This is a genomic window from uncultured Henriciella sp., assembly GCF_964005855.1.
GTDB lineage: Bacteria > Pseudomonadota > Alphaproteobacteria > Caulobacterales > Hyphomonadaceae > Henriciella.
The window spans coordinates 486,231-507,459 of record NZ_CAXFSW010000001.1; the positions used below are offsets into that span (position 1 = coordinate 486,231).

Below are 21,229 nucleotides of genomic sequence, written 5' to 3' on the forward strand. Positions count from 1 at the left end.
GAGATCGCGGAGCGCCCAATGACCCACCCCATACGCATAGGTATTGGCGGCTGGAATTATGAGCCGTGGGAAGAGACCTTCTATCCGGATGATCTCGCCAAGAAACGCCAGCTTGAATATGCCTCGCGCCAGCTGACGGCGATCGAGATCAACTCCACTTTCTATCGCAACCAGAAGCCGCATGTCTTTGAGAACTGGGCCGAGCAAACCCCGGACGGCTTCAAGTTTACGGTGAAGGCCCAGCGCTTCACCACATCGCGCAAAACGGCTGATGACATGAAGGAGGCCGTCGACTGGTTTATCTCTGGCGGCGTTACCAAGCTTGGCGACCGGCTTGGCGCGATCAACTGGCAGTTTCCCGAAAGCCGCACATTCGATCCCGATTATTTTTCCGCCTTTCTCTCCGCGCTGCCGCAAGAGCAGGATGGGCTGGGCCTGCGCCACGCCATCGAAGTGCGCAATGACACGTTCAAGACGGAAGAATTCACCGACATGCTGCGGGGGCATGGCTGCGCGCTTGTCTATTCCGACGCCGAGGACTGGCCGATGCCGGATGTGGAGACGGCGGATTTTGCTTATGCGCGCCTCCAGGACAGCCGCGAGACCTACAAGGCCGGTTATGCGCCCTCCGCTCTCGATGAGTGGGCCGACACGCTGAAGGACTGGGCAAAGTCGCGCGAGGTCTATGCCTTCTTCATTTCGGGCGCGAAGGCGCGCGATCCGCTCGCCGCACTGGAGCTGATCAAGCGCACAGGCCGGCCGGATGACTAACTAGCCGCGCTCCTTGCCGTGACGGGCAAGCGTGGCCACCAGGGCCTGCACACTCTCGCGCAAATTCTCCACCTCAGCTGGGTTACCCTCAAAACCTTCTGTCAGGGTCTCAGGGACTGTCAGGGCGTCAGCTTTGAGGTTGCGGCCTTTTTTCGTCAGCTCCACCTGCACCCGGCGCTCATCCTCCGGGTCGCGGGCACGGGTGATAAGGCCGGCCTGTTCCATACGTTTAAGCAGCGGCGTCAGTGTCCCGCTGTCGAGATAGAGCGCCTCCCCAAGGGCCCCGACTGTACGCGGGGCTTTTTCCCAGAGCGCCAGCATGACGAGATATTGCGGATAGGTCAGGCCGAGCTTCGACAGCACCGGACGATACAGCCTGTTGATCAGATTGGAGGCCGCATAGAGCGGAAAACAGATCTGACGGTCGAGGCGAAGCGGATCGTCCGGGTGCTGTGAGTCGGTCATGATGGTCGCGATATCACCGTGTCTTGACCGTATAGGCAACATTGATATTCCCGCGCACGGCGTTCGAGTATGGGCAGACCTTCTCTGCTGCCTCGACGAGGTCTTCCGCCTCGCTCTGCGAGAGGCCGGCAATCGTCGTCTCCAGCGCAACCGACAGGCCAAAGCCGCCGGACGCATTCGGCCCGATGCCGACCTTGCCGATCACCTCGACATCACGGTCCTTCACAGACAGCTTCTGGGCGCGGGCGGCATGGATGACGGCATTGCCGAAACATGCCGCAAAGCCGCCGGCAAACATCTGCTCGGGATTGGTCTTGCCGCCAGGGCCGCCAAGTCCCTGCGGCGGAGCCAGATCCAGCGACAGAATACCGTCTTCGGACCGCACTTCGCCCTGGCGTCCGCCAGTGGCCGTTACTTTCGTTGAATAAAGTTCACTCATTGTCGTCTCCTTTATGGTGCGCAATTAAATTGTGCACAACATATAAAGGAAGCGGACTTTATTTCGTCAAGCCAATTGCGTACAGTTGTCGAAACCCTAAGGGGTTGAGCTGCGTTATCAGAAGATATATCAGCGCGCCGCCAGCGGCCATCCGACAATGAAAGGGAGCTTTCCCATGCGCGTGACGATCGACGCTCAACTCGACTACCGCTTCCCGCGGGAATGCGACGTGTTGCTCGCGCTGCGCGCAAGACCGGGCAGCGACCAGTATGTGGCAGAAGAGCGTCTCTCCTCGACGGGGCAAAGCCGTCTGCTTGACGTGCGCTATGCCACTCAGAATGACCGGCGCAACTGGATGGTGGCCGAGGGAGAGGTCTCGATCCGCTATACGGCCAGCGTGGAGGTCAGCCGCGCACCACTCGCGCTGCATGGGCGCTCCGTGCCGCGCCGCCCGCGGCTGCCGGCCAGCGTGATCGGCTACCTCATGCCCAGCCACTATTCGGCCGGGGCCGCGCTTGAGAATTTCGCCTGGTCGCAGTTCGGTCATCTGCATGGCGGCGATCAGGTCGTTGCGATGATCGACTGGATCCGTAACGCCTTCACCTATGCGCCGGGGGCCAGCAATGCCAAGACGACTGCCGCCGACACCTTCGCCTCGCGCGCTGGCGTCTGCCGCGACTATTCTCATGTCCTGATCAGCTTCTGCCGCGCCGTCGGTATTCCTGCGCGCATGGTGTCGGCTTATGCACCGGGCCTCAACCCGCCGGATTTCCACGCGGTCGTGGATGTGTGGCTCGATGGTGACTGGCATATTGTCGATCCGACAGGCATGGCGCCGCCGGAAAAACTGGTGCGTATCATCTGCGGCCGCGACGCCGCTGACATCAGTTTCATGACCATTTTTGGAGAGGCCGAGCTCATTAGCCAGTCGGTTTCGGCCAGGGACGAGAAAGCGGTCGAGTACGCCGCCTAAAGAAGGCCCGGAACACTGGCGCGGTTTGAGTGGTTTTCCTTCCAGCTCATGCTGAAAGGATAGCGCCCATGATCAGCCTTCTTCTGGACCTTGCAAACATCATTGGCGGTTTCCTGCTCGCCATTGGCCTTCTCGTCAAAATACCCGATGCGGGCGGCAGCCTCGCAAAAGGTGCGGCTAAAATCGCGCCCTTTGGCTGGCTTGTCGCAGTCGCTGCGCTTGTCTGCGCGGGCTATTTCATCCTCGTTCACCTGACCAGCGGACCGCGCCTGTTCCACTATGAGGTGGTCGGCCTCATCACGGGCATCCTGCTCCTCATGGACCGGGTGAATGCCGGACGCGACACGTCAGACCCGGTCGGCAAAGGCGCCAGCGCGTTCCAGACATTTGTCGCCATCTTCGGCGTCATCGCCATCATTGTCGGTATTCAGGGCCTCTTCACGCCGAACTGAGCCGCGAAGCGGCCGCCTTTCACAGGCTGGCGAACGTATCGCAGCTATTGGGATTTCCTGTCTGGTAGCCGCGCAGCAGCCATTCTTTGCGCTGGGCAGAGGAGCCGTGGGTGAAGCTCTCCGGGTTCACGTTACGCCCGGCCCGGCGCTGAAGGGCATCGTCGCCAATGGCGCTGGCGGTGCGCAGGCCTTCCTCGATGTCGCCTTCCTCAAGCGCCACCCTGCCGCCGGAAGCGGCAGAGGCATTGGCGGCCCAGACACCGGCATAACAGTCCGCCTGAAGTTCCAGCGCCACGGTGTATTCATTGGCTTCAGCCTGGCTGCCGGCGCGTTGCTGGGCATCCCGCACTTTTTGTGAGGCGCCGGTGAGGGTCTGCACATGGTGGCCAAATTCGTGGCCGATCACATAGGCCTTGGCGAAGTCCGCGCCTGAGGCGCCAAGCTCTGTCTCCATCTGGCGCCAGAAGGAGAGGTCCAGATAGACGGTCTGGTCTGAGGGGCAGTAGAAAGGCCCCATGGCGGCCTGACCATAGCCGCAGCCTGTATTGGTACCCTGTGTGTAGAGCACCGTGTTCGGCGGCGTGTAGCCGTCCATGAGGCCCGACCACACATCATTGATGTTCGAGCCGACGACATCCACGAACAGGCCCGCCTCATCTTCCGGCGTCCCAACGTCGCCGCGCTCTTGCGTGCCGGCTCCGCCGAACTGGCTGGCGATCTGCTGGGTGGTCTGCGGGTCGATGCCGAAGAAGAAATATCCGGCAAGGGCGAGAACGATCACGCCAAGCCCCCCGCCAGCGGCCGCCGACTTCATGCCACGCCTGTCCTCAACCCTGCCGCCGCGGCGCCCACCTTTCCACTTCATGCCGATCTCCTTTTAGCCGCGCCTGCAAAAAGGACCGGGCTGAGTATCTGTTGCTGTTGCGACGGAAACTCTAGACCCGGCCGCGCCAATCGTCATCCTTCAATTCTGAAGGGCGGCGTCAGTCGCGGCGTTGGACTGACGCCTCAGCTCGCGGCGTTCAGCGCCCGGTCGAGGTCGGCAATGAGGTCGCTCGCGCCTTCGATGCCGATGGACAGGCGCACCACGTCCGGCGCGGCGCCAGCGGCGACCTGCTGCTCCTCTGTCAACTGGCGGTGCGTGGTGGAGGCCGAGTGGATGACCAGCGACCGCGCATCGCCGAGATTGGCAACATGGCTGAAAAGCTTCAGGCTCTCGACGAATTTTACGCAGGACTCGTAACCGCCCTTGAGCTTGATCGTGAACAGCGCGCCTGCGCCCTTTGGGCAGATGCGTTTCCCACGTTCCTTATAGGGCGAGGAGTCGAGGCCCGGATAAGTGACGGCGGCGACAGCCGGGTGTTTCTCAAGCCATTCGGCGATGGTCTGCGCATTCTCGACGTGTTTTGCCATGCGCAGCGAGAGCGTCTCGATGCCGAGCAGCGTATAATGCGCAGCCTGCGGGTTGAGTGTCATGCCGAGGTCGCGAAGACCGACCGCAATGCCGTGGAACATGAAGGCTGCCGGCCCGAAGGTCTCATGGAAGTTCAGGCCGTGATAGGCCGGCTCCGGCTGCGAGAGGGAGGGGAACTTGTCAGAGGCCGACCAGTCGAACTTGCCACTATCGACAACTACGCCGCCGGTGACGGTCCCGTTGCCGGTCAGGTATTTCGTCATGGAGCTGACCACCAGCGTCGCCCCATGCTCAATCGGGCGGCAGAGATAGGCAGTGGCCGTGGTGTTGTCGACAATCAGGGGGAGGCCGGCCTCATCGGCAATCTCCGCAATGGCGTCGAGGTCTGTGACATAGCCGCCGGGATTGGCAATCGTCTCACAGAAGATCGCGCGCGTATCCTCGTCGATGGCGGCCTTGATCGCGTCGGTATCGTCAAAATCGACAAAACGGGCTGACCAGCCGAACCGTTTGAAGGTCTGGCTGAACTGGGTGATCGTGCCGCCATAGAGCCGGGTGGACACGACCACGTTGCAGCCAGGCATCATGAGCGGGAAGAGCGCCATGATCTGGGCGGCGTGACCGGACGAACAGCAAACTGCGCCAGCGCCGCCTTCGAGCGCTGCCATACGGTTCTGCAGCGCGCCAACCGTCGGATTGGTGAGACGCGAATAGATATAGCCGACTTCCTGCAGGCCGAAGAGTTTGGCGGCATGGTCGGCATCGCGGAAGACATAGGAGGTCGTCTGGTAGATCGGTGTCTGCACCGCGCCGGTTGCCGGGTCCGGCTCAGTGCCGGCATGGATCTGCAGCGTCTCGAAGTCATTCATCGGTGTGTCGGTCATCTTGGCGTTCCCTCTGTTGCATGGCGGCATCTTCGCGCCTCGCGGCCGTTTTCTGCACTGGAGGCGGCAATGTCCAATGCTTTCTGGGGGGATCTCGCGGGGCCACCTGCTGAAGAGATAAAAACGCTGTGGCTGACAGAGGCGCCTGCAACACCTATCCTTGTAAGTGAATGATCAAGACCCTGACCCTCGAGAGTACGGGCCCCGGCCTGTTTGAGTTCACCGATGCCGCGCGCGATTTCGTTGCGCAGGCCGGCGTCGCCGAAGGCCTGCTTACGCTCTTCGTCCGCCACACCTCCTGCTCGTTGCTTATACAGGAAAATGCCGACCCGGATGTGCTGGCTGACCTGCAGGCTTTTTTTCGCCGCCTTGTCCCGCATAGTGACGACCCGTCGATGGACTGGATACGTCACCGGACCGAAGGCCCGGACGACATGCCCGCCCATATCAAGGCCGCGCTGAGCCAGACATCACTTTCCATCCCGGTGCAGGATGGACGCATGATGCTCGGCACCTGGCAGGGGCTCTACCTGTTCGAACATCGCGACCGCCCGCACCGGCGGCAGGTCGTGTTGCATATAGGAGACTGAAACTCATGCGTCTCAATCAGGTGACGGTTCCCTGCATCGACTATGCGGGAAGTGTCGCCTTCTACAAGGCGCTCGGCCTTATCCAGATTGTCGACAGTCCGCCGCGCTATGCCCGGTTCGAATGCCCGGCAGGCGACGGAGGCGAACCGGCGACCTTCTCGCTGCATCATGTCGAGGGCTGGAGCGGCTGTGACGAGCCTCTGATCTATTTCGAGGTGGAGGACCTCGACAGCGAGTTTGAACGCTTGCGCAATGCGGGGCTGGTGTTCAAAAGCGCGCCGCAGGACCAGAGCTGGAACTGGCGCGAGGCCTATCTCAAGGATCCGGCGGGCAATCGCATCTGCCTTTATCAAGCAGGGGTAAACCGGCGCTTTCCACCCTGGCGCATCCAGGAAAACTGAGGGGCAGGGGCTTGTCGCACCCGCTGCGCGGCCCAACCTCCCTGGGACGAAGACCTTTTCCAAGGGAGACATGCCATGAAAGCCGTCAAGATTGCCGCCCCCGGCGGGTTCGACAAACTCAACCTCGTTGACATCAACGACCCGGGCCAGCCGGGCGCGGGCGAAATCCGTGTCCGCCTGCATGCGACCTCCCTCAACTTTCACGACCTGATTGTCTGCTCGGGCCAGAGCAAGCCGGCCGATGGCCGTATTCCCATGTCCGACGGGGCAGGCGTCATCGAAGCGGTTGGCGAAGGTGTGAACGAATTCAAGGAAGGCGACCATGTGGTCTCTACCTTCTTCCCGGATTGGCTCGCCGGACCGGCGCGCGTCTCGGACTTTTCCGGCACGCCCGGCGACGGCATCGACGGCTATGCGCGGGAGGCCGTGGTGGCAAAGGCAACAAGCTTTACCCGGGCGCCAAAGGGCTGGAGCCATGCACAGGCGGCGACCATCACAACAGCAGGCCTGACCGCATGGCGCGCGCTTGTTGTGGATGGCGGCCTCAAGGCGGGGGACACCGTCCTCACGCTCGGCACCGGCGGTGTCTCCATCTTTGCTGTCCAGATCGCCAAGATGATGGGCGCTGAAGTCATCTCGACCTCATCCTCCGATGAGAAGCTCGAACATGTGAAGAAGCTCGGCGCCGACCATGTGATCAACTACAAGAGCGACGAGAAATGGGGCTCGACGGTCACAAAGCTCACAGGTGGGCGCGGCGCTGATATCGTGGTCGAGGTTGGCGGCGCGGGCACGCTGTCGCAGTCGATCAAGGCGGTCGGCATCGGGGGCCATATCGCCCTGATCGGCGTCCTGACGGGTGTCAGCGGGGATGTGCCGACAGCGCTTCTCATGCAGAAGCAGGCGCGCGTCGAAGGGCTCATTGTGGGCTCGCGCGCCGATCAGGAAGATTTCATCCGCGCTATCGAGCATGGCGGTATGGAGCCCGTTATCGACAGCAGCTTCGGTCTCGATGCGCTGGGCGACGCTTTCCGTCACCAGCAGAACGGTGACCATTTTGGCAAGATCGTCTGCGAGTGGTAGCCGGTTAGCTGACGGTTCGCCGGCCGCCTTCGCTACAGGAAGAACATCCAGATCGCCGTACAGGACGCGATGCCTGCCACGATATTCATCGGCAGGCCGACCTTCAGGAAGTCAGCGAACTTGTAGCCGCCTGCGGTGTAGACAATCGTGTTGGTCTGATAGCCGATGGGCGAGGCGAAGCTGGCGCTTGCGCCGAACATGACGGCCAGAACCAGCGCGCGCGGCTCCATGCCGAGGCTGCCGGCAAGCCCGATCACAAGCGGGGTCATGATCACCGCGACAGCGGCATTCGTGACCAGCTCCGTCAGCACCGAGGTCAGCGCATAGATCAGCAGCAGGACCAGAAAGGGCGAGGCGGCCATCAGAAGCGGGGAAACTGCAGAGACGATAAGGTCGACCGCGCCTGCCTGTTCCAGCCCCTGTCCGACAATCAGCATGGCGACGATCAGGGCCAGCACATTGGCCTGTAGCGAGCGCCATGCATCATTGGCGGTGATACACCCGGTCGCCAAAACGACGCCCACGCCGATCAGGGCCGAGAGCACAATGGGGAAGCTGAAGAACGCACTCGCCAGGATGACGCTGGCCAGTGTGCCGATGGCAATGGGGGCATGACCGCGCCGGAAGGGAACGGCATCGACCTCATGTTCGACGACAAGCGGGGTTGAGTTGGCAAGTGAGCGCAGCGTGCCCTCGCTTCCCTCGATAAGAAGCCGGTCGCCAGCGCGAATGCGGCAGCTGGCAAGTGTCGGGCCGGGCTGGTTTCCGGGCCGCGCCAGGCCGCGCACCGTGATCTGATAGTCCGACAGGTAAGAGAGCTGGGACAGCGGGCGGCCGATATTGGAATCGGTCGGCGTGATCGTTGCCTGCGCTTCCCTGGGCTCATCCTCTTGGTGGCGGCGAAGGCGAAGGCCTGTCTTGAAGGCTTCGCTATGGGCAAAGGTCAGCAATTCCTCCAGCGTCGCCCGGATCGTCAGGCGGTCTCCGGCGGCAAGGGCGCGGTCCTCATCGCCCGGCGAGAGGATCCGGTTGCCGCGCCGCTGTGAGACAAGCCGCACCCCCTTCACCTTGAGCGCCGGCAGATCATCCGGCGTCACGCCAATCGCCTTTGTCCCTTCATTGGGGAAGACGTCGGTGAGGAAGGTCTGGGGCTGCGCTTCGGCTTCCTCATCGGGCTTGTCTGACGGCAGAAGCCAGCGCCCCAGCAGAAGTAGAAGAAGAAGGCCGATAACCAGCGTCACCAGGCCAATCCCCGTGATCTCGAAGATGGTGAACCGCTCCAGCCCCCTGGAATAGGCGACCCCGGCCACGATGAGGTTGGTCGAGGTGCCGATGAGCGTTAGCGTCCCGCCGAGGATAGAGATATAGGACAGCGGAATGAGCACCTGCTTCTTTGAGAGCGACAGTTTCTGCGCAAGGGCCATGACGACCGGCACCAGAATGACGACCACGGCCGTATTGTTGACGAAGGCAGAGCCGATAATGGCGACAACCGCGATGAGCAGGATCGCTCCGATACGGGAGGTGTCGGCCACAGACAGGATGCGTGAGGCGAGATGTTCAAGCACGCCTGTGCGCTGCAGGGCTGCGGCCAGAATGAACATGGCGCCAATGGTGATCGGCGCGCTATTGGCAAACGCGCCAAGTGCGCCTTCCTCTCCGACGATGCCGAGCAGCAGGAATGCGCCCGCGCCGGCAATGGCTGTCGCTGCCGGCGGCAGGCGTTCCAGCAGGAAGCTGACGAACATTACCAGGATGATCGCGATGGCAATCCATTCGGAGTAGGCGGAAATCATTGAAGCTCCAGGGGTCACATCTGCGGGCGGCTGGCCATGCCTCTCATGCGCCACGCGAGCTTCGATCATCTATGCTGAATGTGGCAAACTTACAGCGTATTCATCCACATTTTCATAAGTCCCTTTCGTGAAACCCTTCACGGCCTTCACCCATTATGCTTTAAGGCGCTGATTATTGAGGCGCATCATCTGCCTTTACGCCGGGGAAGGAATTCCCATATCAGTGCAGGGCAAAATGTAGAGAGCGATTGGAGACCGAACATGCTTCTCAACATGCTGAAAGCAAAACTGCATTCCGGAACGGTGACGCAGTGCGACCTTCATTATGAAGGCTCTGTCTCCATCGATCAGGCGCTGCTGGACGCTTCCGGCATCCTGCCGAATGAGCGTGTGGATATCTGGAACGTCACCAATGGCGCCCGCATTCAGACCTATGCCATCGAAGCGCCGCGCGGCTCGCGCACGATCGGTGTGAACGGCGCGGCGGCGCGTCACTTCTCGGTCGGCGACAAGGTGATCATTGCGGCCTTCGCCTCGATTGACGCGGAAAAGGCCCGTCAGCATGCCCCGACGGTTGTGCTGCTGGATGACGCCAATGAACAGAAGACGCCAAGCGCAGCCTACTAACCGGCGCGCCTCCACCAGAAAATAAGAAAGGGCGGACCCGGTTACCCGGATCCGCCCTTTTCACATGTTGCCTCGCGGCGGACGGGCCGCCCTATTTGCGCAGCTCGAACGTCACATCGACGGTGACGGAGTAATTCACTTCACCGCTGGAAACGCGCGTGGAGGTGTCTGCCGATTCAGCCCGCGCCATCATCATGGGTTGGGGGCCCTGATAGCCGCCGCTCTGCTCATTGATGGTGACGATGCGGGCGACCCGGTAGCCGGTCTCCTGCGCATAGAGATTGGCGCGCTTCACCGCCGTCTGGATGGCCTGACGGCGGGCCTCGTTACGTGCCTCGCTCGGATCATCCAGGCTGAACTGCAGCCCCGAAATCGTATTGCCGCCCTGCTGGACGATGGCGTCCATGGTCCGGCCAAGATTGTCGAGGTCGCGAACGGTAACGCTCAGCTGGTTGCTGGCGGTGTAGCCGGTGACGCGCGGCGGCTGGCCATCATTGTTGGAATAGTCATAGCGCGGCTGCAGGGAGAGGTTGGAGGTCTGCATGTCGCGCGCCGCCACACCGGCCTCTTCCAGCGCGTTGTAGACACCGTCCATGGCAGAGGCATTCTGGCTCATGGCGGCAGAGGCCGTGTCGGCATCGGTCTGCACGCCGGCTGTGATCGTCGCGATGTCCGGCGCGCGCGAAACCTCTCCGCTGGCTGAGACCGACAGCGTCGTTTCCGGCTGGATCGAATTGGCGTGGTCTGACGGGACGGGGTGCTCGCCCGGCATCTGTGCAGGCTGGGCCGATTGCTGGGCGATAGCCGCGCCGCCGGCGACCAGGCCGATCATTGCGCCGCTTGCCAGTAGGGTGCGGGGTGCAGGGATTTTCATGGTCATCTGTCTCCTTTTGCGTCCGGGCAGATCCGGACTTGCAGTCACCATTCAATTAGGCCATTGCGGCACCATCGTGACAGCGGCATGTTGGAAAAGCGCGCTTCTCGCGGCAAAGGGCCTGTAGCTCAGTTGGTTAGAGCGGACCGCTCATAACGGTCTGGTCGGGGGTTCAAGTCCCTCCGGGCCCACCATGTCTTCCCCCATCGGATTTTCATGACCTGATCGAGGTAAACTCGCGGTCGGCTTCCTGGTGTTGTGGGGCCGCCATGTGGAACCTGGGGGGGCACAGGCGACTTGCTGGACAGTAGCTTCGCAAGGACCGGCTGTCTCATATGACCGATTTTCTGAACTGGTTTGCCTCTCTGACCTGTATCGCCGCGGCCCTGCTTGTGTCGATAAATGCAGGGCGCAAGATTTCCGGCTTTGGCTTCATCGTGTTTTCGATCTCCTCGGCGGCCTGGATCGCGGCGGCCACGATGGAGGGGGAGTCGCCCCTCGCCATCCAGAACATGGTGCTCCTGGGGATCAACCTGTTCGGTGTGTACCGCTATCTCTGGCATCCGGTCCGGAGCAGGCCCGAAGCGCCCGGCAGGGCCTGAGTCTCAGTCGCCTTCGGGCAGCCAGCTGAGGTCGAGAGACTCATAGCGATCCACATAGCCAACAAGACTGTTCAGCCCCGGCTCATCGGCAAAACGGAAGAAACGCTTGTGCCGCTCGATAAGGTTCAGCTCAAGCAGCTTCTTGATAGACCGGCTGACATGAACGCCCGACAGGCCCGTGGCCGCGCCGATCTGCTCCTGCGTGAGCGGGCAGTAGAACTGGTCATGAAGGCGTGGCTCCATCAGGCGCAGGCGCGACATGGTCTGCAGCAGGAACAGGACGAGCCGAAGATACCCGTCCGTGCGCCGGCTGACGATCAGGCGGTCATTCATCAGCGCCTGGTCGATCATGCTGAGCGCAAGGAAAAGCCCGCTCACGCGCGGCGACTGGCGCAACACGTCGGTCAGCTTCTCGCGCGGAAACCGGCAGATGGTCAGCTGTGTGGCGGCGACGATCGTGTTTGGGGTGTGGGTAAAAGCCACATCGCTTAGCCCGATCACATCGCCGGGATGGTAGACGGTGGGTATGTGAGCGCGCCCGCTTGCTTCTTCGCGTGTCGCGATCACCCAGCCTTTTTTCAGGATGAAAAGCTCATCCAGCCTTGTGTTTTCTTTCGCCAGGAAGTCGCCTTCACTGACCTCTTCCTGCTCCTTTTCCAAGGATGCCAGCATTGCGACCTGCCTGTCATTCAGCGGCGCGAGCTTTTGCAATTTGGCGGCAATGCAGGACTCTGCGCCTGCACATATATCCTCATTCTGGGACTTGATGGGTCTTCTCCTGCGGTTGTGGGGCGCTCGTGCGCCAATAGTTTTTCGAGCTCTACGGGCTCGAACGCGGCGGAACTTCAGGTGTTCCGAGGCCGGCTAAAAAGCCGGAGGCCCGAACAATCGGTTTATCTCGTATCGAACTTGTCGGCCTTGCGCTCGCCAAACAGCATACGCTGCTCCAGGCGCGCGCGCAGGGCGGCGTAATAGGCTTCGAGGAAGGCAAGATCGTCCTCGCCTTCAGCTTTGTCGCGTCCGATCTTGGCGCGGATCCGGTCAGCGACCCTTGTCTTGATGTCCGGCGTCGACTGGCGCAACACGTCTTCCAGGACATGGAGTTCATGGATGCCATAGGCGTCGAGTTCTGCGGTCGTAAAGGCATGTTTTTCGGCCGCGGGCAGCGGATCGACAGAGGTGATGTCCCGCTTCAGCTTCACGCGCGGCGCATGAATGACCATGGTACCGGCGATCAGGTCGCCGACGCGCAGCTTCTCTGAATTGAACAGGGGGAAGAAAACGAAGATGCCGGCCCAGACCAGCGCCAGCAGCCGGATCCAGTTGCTGATATCGTCCTCGGCGCCCATCACCAGCAGCGTCAGCGGCAGGAAGACTTCAAGCTCGCGCATGAAGTTTCGGGCCAGTACGGCATTGGCCGTCAGGCGCCCGCCATCGCGTGCCGCGACACGCAGGCCGAGTGCCCGCTTGCCCGGCGTTGCGGCCTTGCGGCCGATCTCGAAGAAGACGAAATAGAACACCCGCAGCAGGAAGATGACGACGGCGGCGATAGAGCCTGCAACCTGCCAGCCGCGAAAGCCCATTTCGGAAAAAGCGACGGCGAGCAGCCAGCTGAATATGATCATCGCCATGATCTGCAGCGAGAAATCCAGCAGGAAGGCGCCCGCGCGCTCGGACGCACTGGCAATGCGAAGGTTCAGCGCGGCGCCCTCCGGCGTCACCAGCGGGCGGATACGCTTTGCCTGACGCGCCTGTTCCTTGAGGCGCATCTCCCGCCGTCGCAGTGCCTCGCGCCGGGCCTGCACAGCCTCATTCTCGGAAGGTTTCAGCCGCCGCGCCATCAGCCGGCTCCTGGCTTCTGGCGGCGCGGCCAGTAGAAATAGACCAGCCAGAAGGCGAGGCTGGACAGGGCGATGACATAGCGGGTCGTATCGCTATTGATGAGCTGGCGCCCAAAGCCCTCGATCAGGGCGGCGACGAACAGCATGAGTACCGCGCCCATGATGACGAGGGCTGCATGATTGCCGGTCTCGCGAAGGGACTGCATCCGCGTCCTGCGGCCCGGAAAGGCCACCGCGCCGCCGATCATGAAGCCCGCCGCGCCCGCAAGGATAATCGCGAAAAGCTCCGTCACCCCATGGATGAACAGCCAGCCGGTCATCTCTGCGCCGAGCCCCTTGGCCCAGAAAACCGCAAAGAAGCTGCCGATGCTGACGCCATTATAAACCAGCAGGACCGCCGTCGGAATGCCGAGGCAGAAGCCGAGCGCGAAGGCCATCACGGCGATCGTGCTGTTATGGGAAAAGAGCTGGGCGGCAAAGGCGCCCAGCATGTCAGCGATATTTGTGTCCTCGGTATAGAGGGTGGAGCGCAGATAGGCGTAGCTCGCGTCCGGATTGCGGCTGTCGCCGCCGGCATTGAACGTCCAGAACCATTCCGGGTCCTGCAGGGTCAGGAAAAAGGCGAGCACCGCGCCGCCGATCAGGCAGATGGCCGAAAGCAGCGTCGGCAGGGCCGCGCGTGAGACCGCCTCCGGCCAGTCGCGGCGAAAGAATTGTGCGATCCGCTCGCCCATGCTGGCGCGCGTGCCATAGACGAAGAAATAGGCCCTCGCACACAGCGTCTCCAGATAGGCCAGGAGGTTCTGGTCCAGTGAAATGGACCGGGCCATGGATAGCGAGGACACCGCCTGGCGATAGAGCCGGGGAAGGGCCAGCATGTCTTCATCGGACAGGCGCTTGACCCCCCGGCGCTCGGCGCGGGTCACGATCTGGTCCAGAGCCCGCCAGTCGGCCTCGCGCTCCTCACGGAAGCGATAGGATTTCATCACGCGGTCGTTCAAATGAGCTCCCTCCGCTTGATGTCGAGATAGCGCGAGACCAGCTCGGCGCCGAATTTCTCCGGTGTCGTCTCTATGATCTGGACGCCCATGCGCTGCAGCTTGCGGAAGACCACCTCGCGCTCCTGCAGCAGCGTATCGGCAATGACGGCGCGGCTGACATCTTCCGGCTCGGCCGGTTCGGCGTTGATCATGGAAGACAGCGCCTCGTCCTCGAATGTGGCGAAGACGACGATGTGCTTGTCGGTAAGGCGGCGGACATTCTCCAGCATTAGTTCGGCTGAGATCGTGTCGACGAAATCGGTAAACAGGATGATGAGAGAGCGCCGCTCCAGCCGCCCGGCAAGTGAGGTCAGGGCCAGCGTGTAATTGGCGTCCTCCGCCGAATAGTCGAGTTCTGCGGCAAGCTTCTGCACATGCGGAAAGGCGCCTGTCCCCGTCAGCAGGTTTGAGGTGACACTTGGCCGGGCGTCGAAGCCGAATATACCGGCCCGGTCGCCTGAGCGCAGCGAAACATAGGCCAGAAGAAGCGCCGAATTGATGGCGCGGTCGATCTTGGGCACCCCGCGCAGCGGTTCGCTCATCAACCGTCCCGTATCGAAGGCAAAGACGATATTGTGGTTGCGCTCGGTCCGGAATTCCTTTGCCAGCAGCGTATTGTGACGGGCTGAATGCTTCCAGTCGATGGCGCGCCGGTCCATGCCAGCGGTGAATTCGCGCAGGGCATCGAATTCGGATCCGTCGCCCCGGTCAATCTGCATCTTGATGCCGAAATCGGCGTCGCGCTGATAAAGCCGCACCGCCTCATCCTTTACCCAGCGTGTATTGGGCGTGATGGCCATCTCCTTTTGCGGCGTGAACGTCCTGCGGATGGTGACGAGACCGAGCGGACCTTTCCAGCGTGCCCAGACCCGCTCCAGCCGCCCGGTGCCACGGCGAAGCGGGGTGAGGACGTAGTCGGCCACATGGGTTCTGTCCCGAAACCCCTTCAGCCATTTGCGCGGGGGCGGCTCGATCAGGTCATTGGTCTCAAGCTCGGTTTCGACCTGGCCGGGCACAGGGCCCCGCCGGAACCTGTAGGTCACGCTCACCGGGTCACTGCCGGAAATATAGAGAAGCGGCGGCGCATCGACCTCTATGTCGAGATCGGCCGCGCGCGCGACCAACGCCGTATCGGCCAGCATCAGCCCCAGCACACCTGCGATCCATCCAGCCGAGAGCGTCCAGAGCTCAGGCGCCGCCACCGCGATCACCACAAGCACAGGCAGCCCGGCCAGCATCAGGAAAACAGCACGCAGGGTCGGAGAGATCATCGCGGCGCGGGTGTCTGGTCTATGATAGTGGCGAGGGTCTCATCAGTGCTGCGCCCTTCGATCTCTGCAGCAGGTGACAGGATGACCCGGTGGCGCAGGGCCGGGCGTGCGAGCGTCTTCACATCGTCGGGAATGACGAAGTCGCGCCCGTCCAGCGCGGCACGGGCGCGGGCGGCCGCCGCGATGGCCGCAGCGGCGCGCGGGCTGGCGCCGGTCTCCAGTGCGGGGGTCTGGCGCGTCGCGCGGACCACGTCGACGATATAGCCCGCAATATCCTCTTTCACTTTCACATTGGCGACGCTTGCGACGGCCTCGTTCAGCTCTGCGGGCGTCACCACGGCGGAGACACCGAATGTGGCAGCTGTGCGCATGCCGGTCCGGTTGCCATGGCCTGTCACGATGGCGAGCTCTTCCTCCCGGCTCGGATAGTCGAGGACGTGCTTGAACAGGAAACGGTCGAGCTGGGCTTCGGGCAGGGGATAAGTGCCCTGCTGCTCGATCGGGTTCTGGGTGGCGATCACCATGAAGCGGTCATTCAGCGAATGCGGCTTGCCATCGATGGTGACCTTGCGCTCCTGCATCGCTTCCAGCAGGGCGGCCTGCGTCTTGGGCGGGGTCCTGTTGATCTCGTCGGCCAGCAATATGTCGGTAAAGATCGGCCCCTTGGTCAGCGAGAACTCATTTGTCTGGAAATTGAAGAGGTTGGTGCCCAGAACGTCGCCCGGCATCAGGTCGGGCGTAAACTGGATACGGCCGAAGTCGAGGTCGATGGCGGCGGCAAAGCACTGGGTCAGAAGCGTCTTTGCTGTGCCGGGCGGGCCTTCCAGCAGGATATGGCCAGCCGAAAACAGCGCCGTCAGCATAAGGTCCACCGTGTCGGACTGGCCGATCACGGCTTTGGATACTTCCGACCGGATCCGGGCTGCCAGGGCTTGCACCGTCTCATTGCTCATGGGTCATCTCCTTGCGCCAGCGCCAGAGGGCGCGGGCCTTGTTCCTGAGGTCATCGCGGGAGCTTGCGGGCGAGGAAAGACCTGCCTCAAGCTCTGAAAAACTTGTCTCGATGCCGTTCTGAGCGGCCATGCGGTCGAGCAGGGCCTGATACTCCGCTTCCGGCAAGGTGCGCGGCAGGCCCAGCTCCCGGCTGAGCGCACGCCGGCTGAGAGCGAGATAGCCGGGCGCCATTCGCCGCTCGCGCTTGGCCATGGCGATGAGACCGGCCGAATTGTCCGCAAGTGCCTGCTTGCCTGCCTTGATCGCGCGGGTCTCACGCTCTGGCGCGCCGAACCGGACGGCGGCGGCCCAGCCGATCAGTGCCATGGCGGCCAAGGCTACAAGCGTCACACCCAGATACGGGATATCGAGCAATATCTTGAGGAGGTTGGTCGAGCGCTCGAAGCCGTGAAGCGTTGCATCGAAGACGATGGGCTGCGTGCCGTCCCGGCTCACTTGCCCGATGAGACCAAGCCCCGCCTTTGCGTTCTCCAGCCGGGCCAGCCCGAAATTATTGAGAAGGTCAGGATCGGAGAGGATATAGATTTCCCGCTTGGGGTGTTTCGCCAGGAGCGCGCCGCCTTCGGCCTCGATCACAGGTCGCAGCCGGTCGGTTTTTATAAGCTGCATCTGGTCTTCGAAATCCGGTCGAAAACGGTCCGCGCCGACGTTCAGCCGGTCTGGATTGGGGCCCCGGATAATCTCACCATCCTCGTCGAATTCGCGCAGATGGATCATGACGCGCTCGGCCGAAGCAAGCTCGGCGTCCTTCTCCCAGTTCTTGCGCGCCGGATTGGTGGTGTAGGTCCATTTGGGCAGTACGATGAGGGTCGGCTCGCCGATCTCGCTCAGCTCGGCGCTGCGGCCATGAACAGAGAGCGTGACGATCATCAGCCGCCGCCCGCCCGTTTCCAGCGTCTGCGGCAGGCGTGAAACGCTGATGTCGCGTCCCTGCGCCTCCAGCATGTCGACAAGACCGGAATAGCCCGTCGAGGAGGGCGAATAGGGCGTGGGGCCCGCCCGGTCGCGCGAGGCAAGCTCCGGGGCCCAGCCCATGAGCGCCAGCACGGCGCCAAGCGACAGCAGTGCGGCAATGATCAGCGTGACGGCCACGCGCCCGGTAAAGGGGGCGGCTGTCTGTGGGAGGCGTTCGCTCATGCAGGCGCCCCCCTGAAGGCAAATTGCTCATAAGAGCTTCGTGCGGCCTGCCAGCCTGACTGGTCCACCGGCCGGCCGCCGAAGAAGGAGTTCTCGACAAGGCGGATGATCGGTGAGAGGGCTTTGCGCGCGCGATCCGGCAGGTCGCCCAGCGCCTCGATCTCCCGCGCGGTCAGCGATTGCGGCACGCCGCCTTCCCGGCGGGCATTGAGGTCGGCGATGGAGCGGAAGAGCAGGAGATGCACTGCTTCGGCATAACGCCCGTCAGCGGCGAGCGCGTCGGCTTCTTCCAGCAGGGCCTCGGCCCGGCCCCGGTCCGGGACGGCGTCATCATTATAGGACACATCAGCCGCATCCTTCTCCCGCCGCCGCTTGCGGCCTGGCAGGGTCAGCCCACCCAGCATGTACCAGAGGGCATAGCAGATGACGGCAGCGATGGCCGCAATGATCAGATAGCGGAACAGCCATCCGAAATCCCGGAACAGCCGGGCGAAGAATTTGCCGATAGCCTCGATAAAGGAATTGTCGCGCGGTTCGCGCACCTCGTCTTCCTCGGGCTCGAAATCGGGCCGCTCTGTCTGGATACGGCTATTGGCCCTGTGCGCTTCCACGAGGGTTTCGACGTCCGTCCTGCTTGCGGAGTCCTTCTCCTGCGCGAGGGCCGCGTTCCCCGAAGGTGCGCCGGCCAGACAGGCGATGATGAGGGCTGCGCTGAGCAGAATGGACTTCAATCGACCGCCTCCTGTCGCCGTCTCGTCATGTGCCAGCCCCCCAGAAGTATTTGACTATTTCAGAGCCGCAGCGCGGCGTCCATGGGGCATTGAGATTATGGTCCGCATCACCGATATGCGGGGTCTTGTCCTCAAGGAGACCGCCAATGGACCGCGCCGAACGCTATGCAGAGCTGAAACAGGAAATCGAAAGCCTGGTTGCCGGAGAGACCTATGTCCCGGCGCGCTATGCGTCCGCTGCCTGCCTTCTGGCTGAGGCGTTCCGCCCGCGTTTCTTCTGGACCGGCTTCTATGTCGTGGACCCGCAGAAACCGGAAGAGCTGGTCGTCGGACCCTATCAGGGCACGCTTGGATGTCTGCGTATCCCGTTCGGTAAGGGCGTCTGCGGGGCCTGCGCTGCCGAGGGCAAGACGCAGCTTGTCGCCGACGTTCATGCCTTTCCGGGCCACATCGCGTGCGACTCCCGATCCAATTCGGAGATCGTGGTTCCTGTCTTCGACGCGGACGGCAAGCTTGCCGCCGTGCTGGATGTCGACTCCACAGACCATGATGCCTTCGATGAGGTGGATCAGGCCGGGCTGGAAGCGATCTGCGAGATCCTGCTGACGGCCTAGCCGCTCAGAATATCGGCGTTCGGCCCGATCATGGCCGAAAGCGTTTCACGCGCATCTTCCGGCAGGTCTCGCCATGCTTCGCGCAGCGTCGTCAGGCAGCGCAGCTGATACTTGAACACGCCCTGGGTATAGGGCTTGCCATCAAGCTCCAGGCTGAAGGTTTCCTCACCCGCGTTCAGCGCCTCTTCATTGGCCGCAAGGAAAGGCAGATAGGTGTCGCCCGCCACCGCCAGAAGCGCCTTTACCGGTGCGCCGGGCGCCTCTGTCCAGTCGCCTTCGATGCCGGACGCATCGTCCACCATGTCCAGCCAGCGATAGAAGTAAGGCCGGTCCTTGCGCAAAAAGGCCATCGGCGTCGGATCGACGCTCATCACCTTGACCTGCCCATAGAAGGCAAGGTCTGCGAGCGAGGGCCGGTTGCCGAAGAGGAAGAGGGTGCCGCCTTCCGCCACTTCTTCAAGGTGGCCAGTCACGCGCTTGAAAGAGGTTTCGATCACCGGCTTGGTCTCCGGCGTGCAGCCGACCAGCGCCATACGGGAAATCTGGCGCTCGCGGATCGTCCTGGCGGCCTCCTCGACCTGCTCACGTCCTGCCAGGGGCAGGCTGTCATACATCAGCCAGTTGGCGCACCATTCGGCGTCTTCTGCATAGTGCCAGCGATAGTGGAACATCGCCTTCATCGTCCATTCATCGGCCATGTCCTCCAGCAGAAGGCAGGCAAAGCGCTGGACCGGATCGGGCGGCAGCAGGGCGCGGCCCTCATCCTCAAGCGCCAGCAGGAAAGGCGTGGAGTCATTGGTCCAGTGCCCGTCCGGCGTCTGGATCACAGGGATGACCGGCGCCTTTACCTTTGAGAGCACATCACCGCGAATGTCAGCGGTCATCGGCACCCAGACATGGGGCAGGCGCTTGGCGCGCATCGCGGCGCGCACTTTCATCGAATAGGGCGAGCCGAGCGCGCCGTGGACCTTGTATGGCGTGGTCATCAATTCATCACCGGCTGCGGGTCCTTCGCGCAGGGCGTGCCATACATGCCGCCCTGGTCGATGCAGAAGAACTTGTCTTCCTCGCGCACGGGCATGGGCCGGTCATAGCGATTGTCGCCGATATAGGCGACGATCTCGACATCCGGATAGCCCTGCACCGCCAGCATGGCGGGCACCAGCTCATAGCGGGCATCCTTCTCCGACGCGCCGTCTGGCTCGGCCTTGGTCAGAAGCACGCGGAAATCCTCATTGCGTTCGAGACCGACCGCGGCAAGGTTCTCCTCGGTCCAGAGCTGCTGGGTATCGGCGCGGTTGGTAACAAGGGCCACATGGCCGCCAAGCGCGTTGACGCGTTCGATGAACTCCTTCGCGCCGGGCACCAGCGTGGCCGACTTCTCCGCAGTCCAGTTGCTCCAGCTTTCCGGCGTATAACCTTCTCCCAGACGCTCGCGCCGGATCTGATAGTCGACATTGTTGAGAACGGTTTCATCAATGTCGAGGACAACTGCCCAGCTATTTGCCGGCCGCTCACTGGCGACCTCTTCGACATAGTCGGTCGCCAGCGCATAGACCTCTTCGGCCTTCTCGCCCCATTCGGGATTGTTGGCGACCCAGTCGACGCCTTCGCTGAGAGCAAAGCTGTTGTCCTGTGGCGTGGTGGCCGGCGGGGTCGTACAGGCGGCCAGCGCGGCGGCGACGAAAATGGATTTAAGGAAAGGGGAGATTGTCATCGGGGGCGTCCTGAGAGGGGGAGGTGTTGAAATGAGGCGGTTTACGCCTGGTCCATCGGGTGGGTCTCGATCAGTTCCTGGTATTTAAGGCCTGCCTCGCGGTTGCGGTGGGCTTTCTGATAGCGCGGATCGCGCATCATGCGCAGCATGTGATGGCGGGAGGGGTAATGCACGACCAGCACCCGGTCCCATTCCTCGCCGCCGCCGATGAGATAGCCCTTGCCTGCGCCGCCATAGATCGTCTTCAGACCGATCTGCGGGTCTTTGCTCAGTTCGACCAGACCCTGAATATAACGGTTATAGGCTTCCTCGCCCGTCAGGGCTTCCTTCGCTTCCGGATCGCCTTCCTTGTACTCGGCTTTATCCTTGAATTTCAGAAGGTTGATCATGACGATGGGGCCGTCATGCGCATCCTTTGCAAAGCGGGTCATCTGCTCTGTGTTCGGTTGTAGCGCTGGCATTCTCTTCGCTCCCTTTTTCTGGGGCGACTGTC

The 21,229-nt window shown here is 62.3% G+C and carries 25 protein-coding genes and 1 tRNA gene; 10 read left to right on the forward strand and 16 right to left on the reverse strand.

Features of this window, described 5'->3' with window-relative positions:
- The first annotated feature begins 18 nt into the window (after positions 1–18).
- A complete protein-coding gene (locus ABNU55_RS02315) occupies positions 19–771 on the forward strand; it encodes a DUF72 domain-containing protein (RefSeq protein WP_290747900.1) in 753 nt (250 codons plus the stop codon).
- Here the strand turns inward: ABNU55_RS02315 and ABNU55_RS02320 are convergent, their stop codons facing one another.
- Both ABNU55_RS02320 and ABNU55_RS02325 read right to left on the reverse strand, forming a co-directional pair.
- Positions 772–1,236, reverse strand: coding sequence for a MarR family transcriptional regulator (locus tag ABNU55_RS02320; protein ID WP_290747898.1), 465 nt, complete (start codon positions 1,234–1,236; stop codon positions 772–774).
- Positions 1,237–1,249: 13 nt separating this feature from the next.
- On the reverse strand, positions 1,250–1,675 hold the full coding sequence (locus ABNU55_RS02325; RefSeq protein ID WP_290747896.1) for an organic hydroperoxide resistance protein: 426 nt from the start codon (positions 1,673–1,675) through the stop codon (positions 1,250–1,252).
- A gap of 175 nt (positions 1,676–1,850) precedes the next feature.
- Here ABNU55_RS02325 and ABNU55_RS02330 point away from each other — a divergent pair, with 175 nt between their 5' ends.
- On the forward strand, positions 1,851–2,648 hold the full coding sequence (locus ABNU55_RS02330; RefSeq protein ID WP_290747887.1) for a transglutaminase family protein: 798 nt from the start codon (positions 1,851–1,853) through the stop codon (positions 2,646–2,648).
- A 68-nt stretch (positions 2,649–2,716) separates the two neighbouring features.
- Positions 2,717–3,100: a hypothetical protein gene (locus ABNU55_RS02335; protein WP_290747884.1), complete on the forward strand. Its 384-nt coding sequence runs from the start codon at positions 2,717–2,719 to the stop codon at positions 3,098–3,100.
- Positions 3,101–3,119: 19 nt separating this feature from the next.
- On the opposite strand, the gene ABNU55_RS02340 is transcribed toward ABNU55_RS02335, so the two are convergent.
- Both ABNU55_RS02340 and ABNU55_RS02345 read right to left on the reverse strand, forming a co-directional pair.
- Positions 3,120–3,965 carry a neutral zinc metallopeptidase gene (locus ABNU55_RS02340; RefSeq protein ID WP_290747881.1) on the reverse strand — a complete coding sequence of 282 codons (846 nt, stop codon included), beginning with the start codon at positions 3,963–3,965 and terminating at the stop codon, positions 3,120–3,122.
- A 143-nt stretch (positions 3,966–4,108) separates the two neighbouring features.
- Positions 4,109–5,398 carry an O-acetylhomoserine aminocarboxypropyltransferase/cysteine synthase family protein gene (locus ABNU55_RS02345; protein WP_290747878.1) on the reverse strand — a complete coding sequence of 430 codons (1,290 nt, stop codon included), beginning with the start codon at positions 5,396–5,398 and terminating at the stop codon, positions 4,109–4,111.
- 170 nt (positions 5,399–5,568) lie between these two features.
- On the opposite strand from ABNU55_RS02345, the gene ABNU55_RS02350 reads away from it, so the two are divergent.
- The 3 genes from ABNU55_RS02350 to ABNU55_RS02360 all read left to right on the forward strand — a co-directional run bounded on the left by ABNU55_RS02350 (position 5,569) and on the right by ABNU55_RS02360 (position 7,472).
- Positions 5,569–5,988: a secondary thiamine-phosphate synthase enzyme YjbQ gene (locus ABNU55_RS02350; RefSeq protein ID WP_290747875.1), complete on the forward strand. Its 420-nt coding sequence runs from the start codon at positions 5,569–5,571 to the stop codon at positions 5,986–5,988.
- 5 nt (positions 5,989–5,993) lie between these two features.
- Positions 5,994–6,389, forward strand: coding sequence for a VOC family protein (locus ABNU55_RS02355; RefSeq protein ID WP_290747873.1), 396 nt, complete (start codon positions 5,994–5,996; stop codon positions 6,387–6,389).
- A 75-nt stretch (positions 6,390–6,464) separates the two neighbouring features.
- A complete protein-coding gene (locus ABNU55_RS02360; protein ID WP_290747870.1) occupies positions 6,465–7,472 on the forward strand; it encodes an NAD(P)-dependent alcohol dehydrogenase in 1,008 nt (335 codons plus the stop codon).
- 32 nt (positions 7,473–7,504) lie between these two features.
- Here the strand turns inward: ABNU55_RS02360 and ABNU55_RS02365 are convergent, their stop codons facing one another.
- Complete coding sequence (locus ABNU55_RS02365; protein ID WP_290747867.1) at positions 7,505–9,268, reverse strand: SLC13 family permease; 1,764 nt, start codon at positions 9,266–9,268, stop codon at positions 7,505–7,507.
- Between the two features lie 261 nt (positions 9,269–9,529).
- Here ABNU55_RS02365 and panD point away from each other — a divergent pair, with 261 nt between their 5' ends.
- Positions 9,530–9,895 (forward strand): aspartate 1-decarboxylase, encoded by a 366-nt coding sequence (gene panD, locus ABNU55_RS02370; RefSeq protein WP_290747864.1) that lies wholly within the window; start codon positions 9,530–9,532, stop codon positions 9,893–9,895.
- 91 nt (positions 9,896–9,986) lie between these two features.
- On the opposite strand, the gene ABNU55_RS02375 is transcribed toward panD, so the two are convergent.
- Positions 9,987–10,769 carry an SIMPL domain-containing protein gene (locus tag ABNU55_RS02375; RefSeq protein WP_290747861.1) on the reverse strand — a complete coding sequence of 261 codons (783 nt, stop codon included), beginning with the start codon at positions 10,767–10,769 and terminating at the stop codon, positions 9,987–9,989.
- A 117-nt stretch (positions 10,770–10,886) separates the two neighbouring features.
- Here ABNU55_RS02375 and ABNU55_RS02380 point away from each other — a divergent pair.
- Both ABNU55_RS02380 and ABNU55_RS02385 read left to right on the forward strand, forming a co-directional pair.
- Positions 10,887–10,963 (forward strand) — tRNA-Ile (locus ABNU55_RS02380).
- A 141-nt stretch (positions 10,964–11,104) separates the two neighbouring features.
- Positions 11,105–11,371 carry a hypothetical protein gene (locus tag ABNU55_RS02385; protein ID WP_290747705.1) on the forward strand — a complete coding sequence of 89 codons (267 nt, stop codon included), beginning with the start codon at positions 11,105–11,107 and terminating at the stop codon, positions 11,369–11,371.
- A gap of 3 nt (positions 11,372–11,374) precedes the next feature.
- Here the strand turns inward: ABNU55_RS02385 and ABNU55_RS02390 are convergent, their stop codons facing one another.
- The 7 genes from ABNU55_RS02390 to ABNU55_RS02420 form a co-directional block, all read right to left on the reverse strand.
- Positions 11,375–12,043, reverse strand: coding sequence for a Crp/Fnr family transcriptional regulator (locus tag ABNU55_RS02390; RefSeq protein ID WP_290747704.1), 669 nt, complete (start codon positions 12,041–12,043; stop codon positions 11,375–11,377).
- A gap of 221 nt (positions 12,044–12,264) precedes the next feature.
- Entirely contained in the window at positions 12,265–13,212 is a 948-nt protein-coding gene (locus tag ABNU55_RS02395) for an RDD family protein (protein WP_290747703.1), read from the reverse strand.
- Entirely contained in the window at positions 13,212–14,213 is a 1,002-nt protein-coding gene (locus tag ABNU55_RS02400; RefSeq protein ID WP_290747702.1) for a stage II sporulation protein M, read from the reverse strand. Before ABNU55_RS02400 ends, ABNU55_RS02395 begins: the two co-directional genes overlap by 1 nt.
- Positions 14,210–15,523 carry a DUF58 domain-containing protein gene (locus tag ABNU55_RS02405; protein ID WP_290747701.1) on the reverse strand — a complete coding sequence of 438 codons (1,314 nt, stop codon included), beginning with the start codon at positions 15,521–15,523 and terminating at the stop codon, positions 14,210–14,212. The genes ABNU55_RS02400 and ABNU55_RS02405 overlap by 4 nt, the downstream gene beginning before the upstream one ends.
- Positions 15,520–16,476, reverse strand: coding sequence for a MoxR family ATPase (locus ABNU55_RS02410; protein WP_290760458.1), 957 nt, complete (start codon positions 16,474–16,476; stop codon positions 15,520–15,522). Before ABNU55_RS02410 ends, ABNU55_RS02405 begins: the two co-directional genes overlap by 4 nt.
- Entirely contained in the window at positions 16,466–17,674 is a 1,209-nt protein-coding gene (locus tag ABNU55_RS02415; RefSeq protein WP_290753333.1) for a DUF4350 domain-containing protein, read from the reverse strand. The genes ABNU55_RS02410 and ABNU55_RS02415 overlap by 11 nt, the downstream gene beginning before the upstream one ends.
- Positions 17,671–18,405: a hypothetical protein gene (locus ABNU55_RS02420; protein WP_290753331.1), complete on the reverse strand. Its 735-nt coding sequence runs from the start codon at positions 18,403–18,405 to the stop codon at positions 17,671–17,673. Before ABNU55_RS02420 ends, ABNU55_RS02415 begins: the two co-directional genes overlap by 4 nt.
- A 146-nt stretch (positions 18,406–18,551) precedes the next feature.
- Between ABNU55_RS02420 and ABNU55_RS02425 the strand changes: the two genes are divergently transcribed.
- Positions 18,552–19,019 carry a GAF domain-containing protein gene (locus ABNU55_RS02425; protein WP_290753329.1) on the forward strand — a complete coding sequence of 156 codons (468 nt, stop codon included), beginning with the start codon at positions 18,552–18,554 and terminating at the stop codon, positions 19,017–19,019.
- Here ABNU55_RS02425 and ABNU55_RS02430 read toward each other — a convergent pair.
- The 3 genes from ABNU55_RS02430 to ABNU55_RS02440 are packed head-to-tail and all read right to left on the reverse strand — an operon-like array spanning position 19,016 to position 21,197.
- Entirely contained in the window at positions 19,016–20,005 is a 990-nt protein-coding gene (locus ABNU55_RS02430) for a glutathione S-transferase family protein (protein ID WP_290753327.1), read from the reverse strand. The two genes, ABNU55_RS02425 and ABNU55_RS02430, sit on opposite strands and share 4 nt — an antisense overlap.
- On the reverse strand, positions 20,005–20,736 hold the full coding sequence (locus ABNU55_RS02435) for an HAD family acid phosphatase (protein WP_290753325.1): 732 nt from the start codon (positions 20,734–20,736) through the stop codon (positions 20,005–20,007). Before ABNU55_RS02435 ends, ABNU55_RS02430 begins: the two co-directional genes overlap by 1 nt.
- Before the next feature lie 41 nt (positions 20,737–20,777).
- A complete protein-coding gene (locus ABNU55_RS02440; protein ID WP_290753323.1) occupies positions 20,778–21,197 on the reverse strand; it encodes a DUF1330 domain-containing protein in 420 nt (139 codons plus the stop codon).
- Positions 21,198–21,229 lie beyond the last annotated feature (32 nt).

What these genes read in the sequence shown, in the direction of transcription:
- ABNU55_RS02315 (WP_290747900.1), top strand. Translation starts at nt 19, where the DNA reads ATGACCCACCCCATACGCATAGGTATTGGCGGCTGGAATTATGAGCCG.
- ABNU55_RS02320 (WP_290747898.1), bottom strand. Translation starts at nt 1,236, where the DNA reads ATGACCGACTCACAGCACCCGGACGATCCGCTTCGCCTCGACCGTCAG.
- ABNU55_RS02325 (WP_290747896.1), bottom strand. Translation starts at nt 1,675, where the DNA reads ATGAGTGAACTTTATTCAACGAAAGTAACGGCCACTGGCGGACGCCAG.
- ABNU55_RS02330 (WP_290747887.1), top strand. Translation starts at nt 1,851, where the DNA reads ATGCGCGTGACGATCGACGCTCAACTCGACTACCGCTTCCCGCGGGAA.
- ABNU55_RS02335 (WP_290747884.1), top strand. Translation starts at nt 2,717, where the DNA reads ATGATCAGCCTTCTTCTGGACCTTGCAAACATCATTGGCGGTTTCCTG.
- ABNU55_RS02340 (WP_290747881.1), bottom strand. Translation starts at nt 3,965, where the DNA reads ATGAAGTGGAAAGGTGGGCGCCGCGGCGGCAGGGTTGAGGACAGGCGT.
- ABNU55_RS02345 (WP_290747878.1), bottom strand. Translation starts at nt 5,398, where the DNA reads ATGACCGACACACCGATGAATGACTTCGAGACGCTGCAGATCCATGCC.
- ABNU55_RS02350 (WP_290747875.1), top strand. Translation starts at nt 5,569, where the DNA reads ATGATCAAGACCCTGACCCTCGAGAGTACGGGCCCCGGCCTGTTTGAG.
- ABNU55_RS02355 (WP_290747873.1), top strand. Translation starts at nt 5,994, where the DNA reads ATGCGTCTCAATCAGGTGACGGTTCCCTGCATCGACTATGCGGGAAGT.
- ABNU55_RS02360 (WP_290747870.1), top strand. Translation starts at nt 6,465, where the DNA reads ATGAAAGCCGTCAAGATTGCCGCCCCCGGCGGGTTCGACAAACTCAAC.
- ABNU55_RS02365 (WP_290747867.1), bottom strand. Translation starts at nt 9,268, where the DNA reads ATGATTTCCGCCTACTCCGAATGGATTGCCATCGCGATCATCCTGGTA.
- panD (WP_290747864.1), top strand. Translation starts at nt 9,530, where the DNA reads ATGCTTCTCAACATGCTGAAAGCAAAACTGCATTCCGGAACGGTGACG.
- ABNU55_RS02375 (WP_290747861.1), bottom strand. Translation starts at nt 10,769, where the DNA reads ATGAAAATCCCTGCACCCCGCACCCTACTGGCAAGCGGCGCAATGATC.
- ABNU55_RS02385 (WP_290747705.1), top strand. Translation starts at nt 11,105, where the DNA reads ATGACCGATTTTCTGAACTGGTTTGCCTCTCTGACCTGTATCGCCGCG.
- ABNU55_RS02390 (WP_290747704.1), bottom strand. Translation starts at nt 12,043, where the DNA reads ATGCTGGCATCCTTGGAAAAGGAGCAGGAAGAGGTCAGTGAAGGCGAC.
- ABNU55_RS02395 (WP_290747703.1), bottom strand. Translation starts at nt 13,212, where the DNA reads ATGGCGCGGCGGCTGAAACCTTCCGAGAATGAGGCTGTGCAGGCCCGG.
- ABNU55_RS02405 (WP_290747701.1), bottom strand. Translation starts at nt 15,523, where the DNA reads ATGATCTCTCCGACCCTGCGTGCTGTTTTCCTGATGCTGGCCGGGCTG.
- ABNU55_RS02410 (WP_290760458.1), bottom strand. Translation starts at nt 16,476, where the DNA reads ATGAGCAATGAGACGGTGCAAGCCCTGGCAGCCCGGATCCGGTCGGAA.
- ABNU55_RS02415 (WP_290753333.1), bottom strand. Translation starts at nt 17,674, where the DNA reads ATGAGCGAACGCCTCCCACAGACAGCCGCCCCCTTTACCGGGCGCGTG.
- ABNU55_RS02425 (WP_290753329.1), top strand. Translation starts at nt 18,552, where the DNA reads ATGGACCGCGCCGAACGCTATGCAGAGCTGAAACAGGAAATCGAAAGC.
- ABNU55_RS02430 (WP_290753327.1), bottom strand. Translation starts at nt 20,005, where the DNA reads ATGACCACGCCATACAAGGTCCACGGCGCGCTCGGCTCGCCCTATTCG.
- ABNU55_RS02435 (WP_290753325.1), bottom strand. Translation starts at nt 20,736, where the DNA reads ATGACAATCTCCCCTTTCCTTAAATCCATTTTCGTCGCCGCCGCGCTG.
- ABNU55_RS02440 (WP_290753323.1), bottom strand. Translation starts at nt 21,197, where the DNA reads ATGCCAGCGCTACAACCGAACACAGAGCAGATGACCCGCTTTGCAAAG.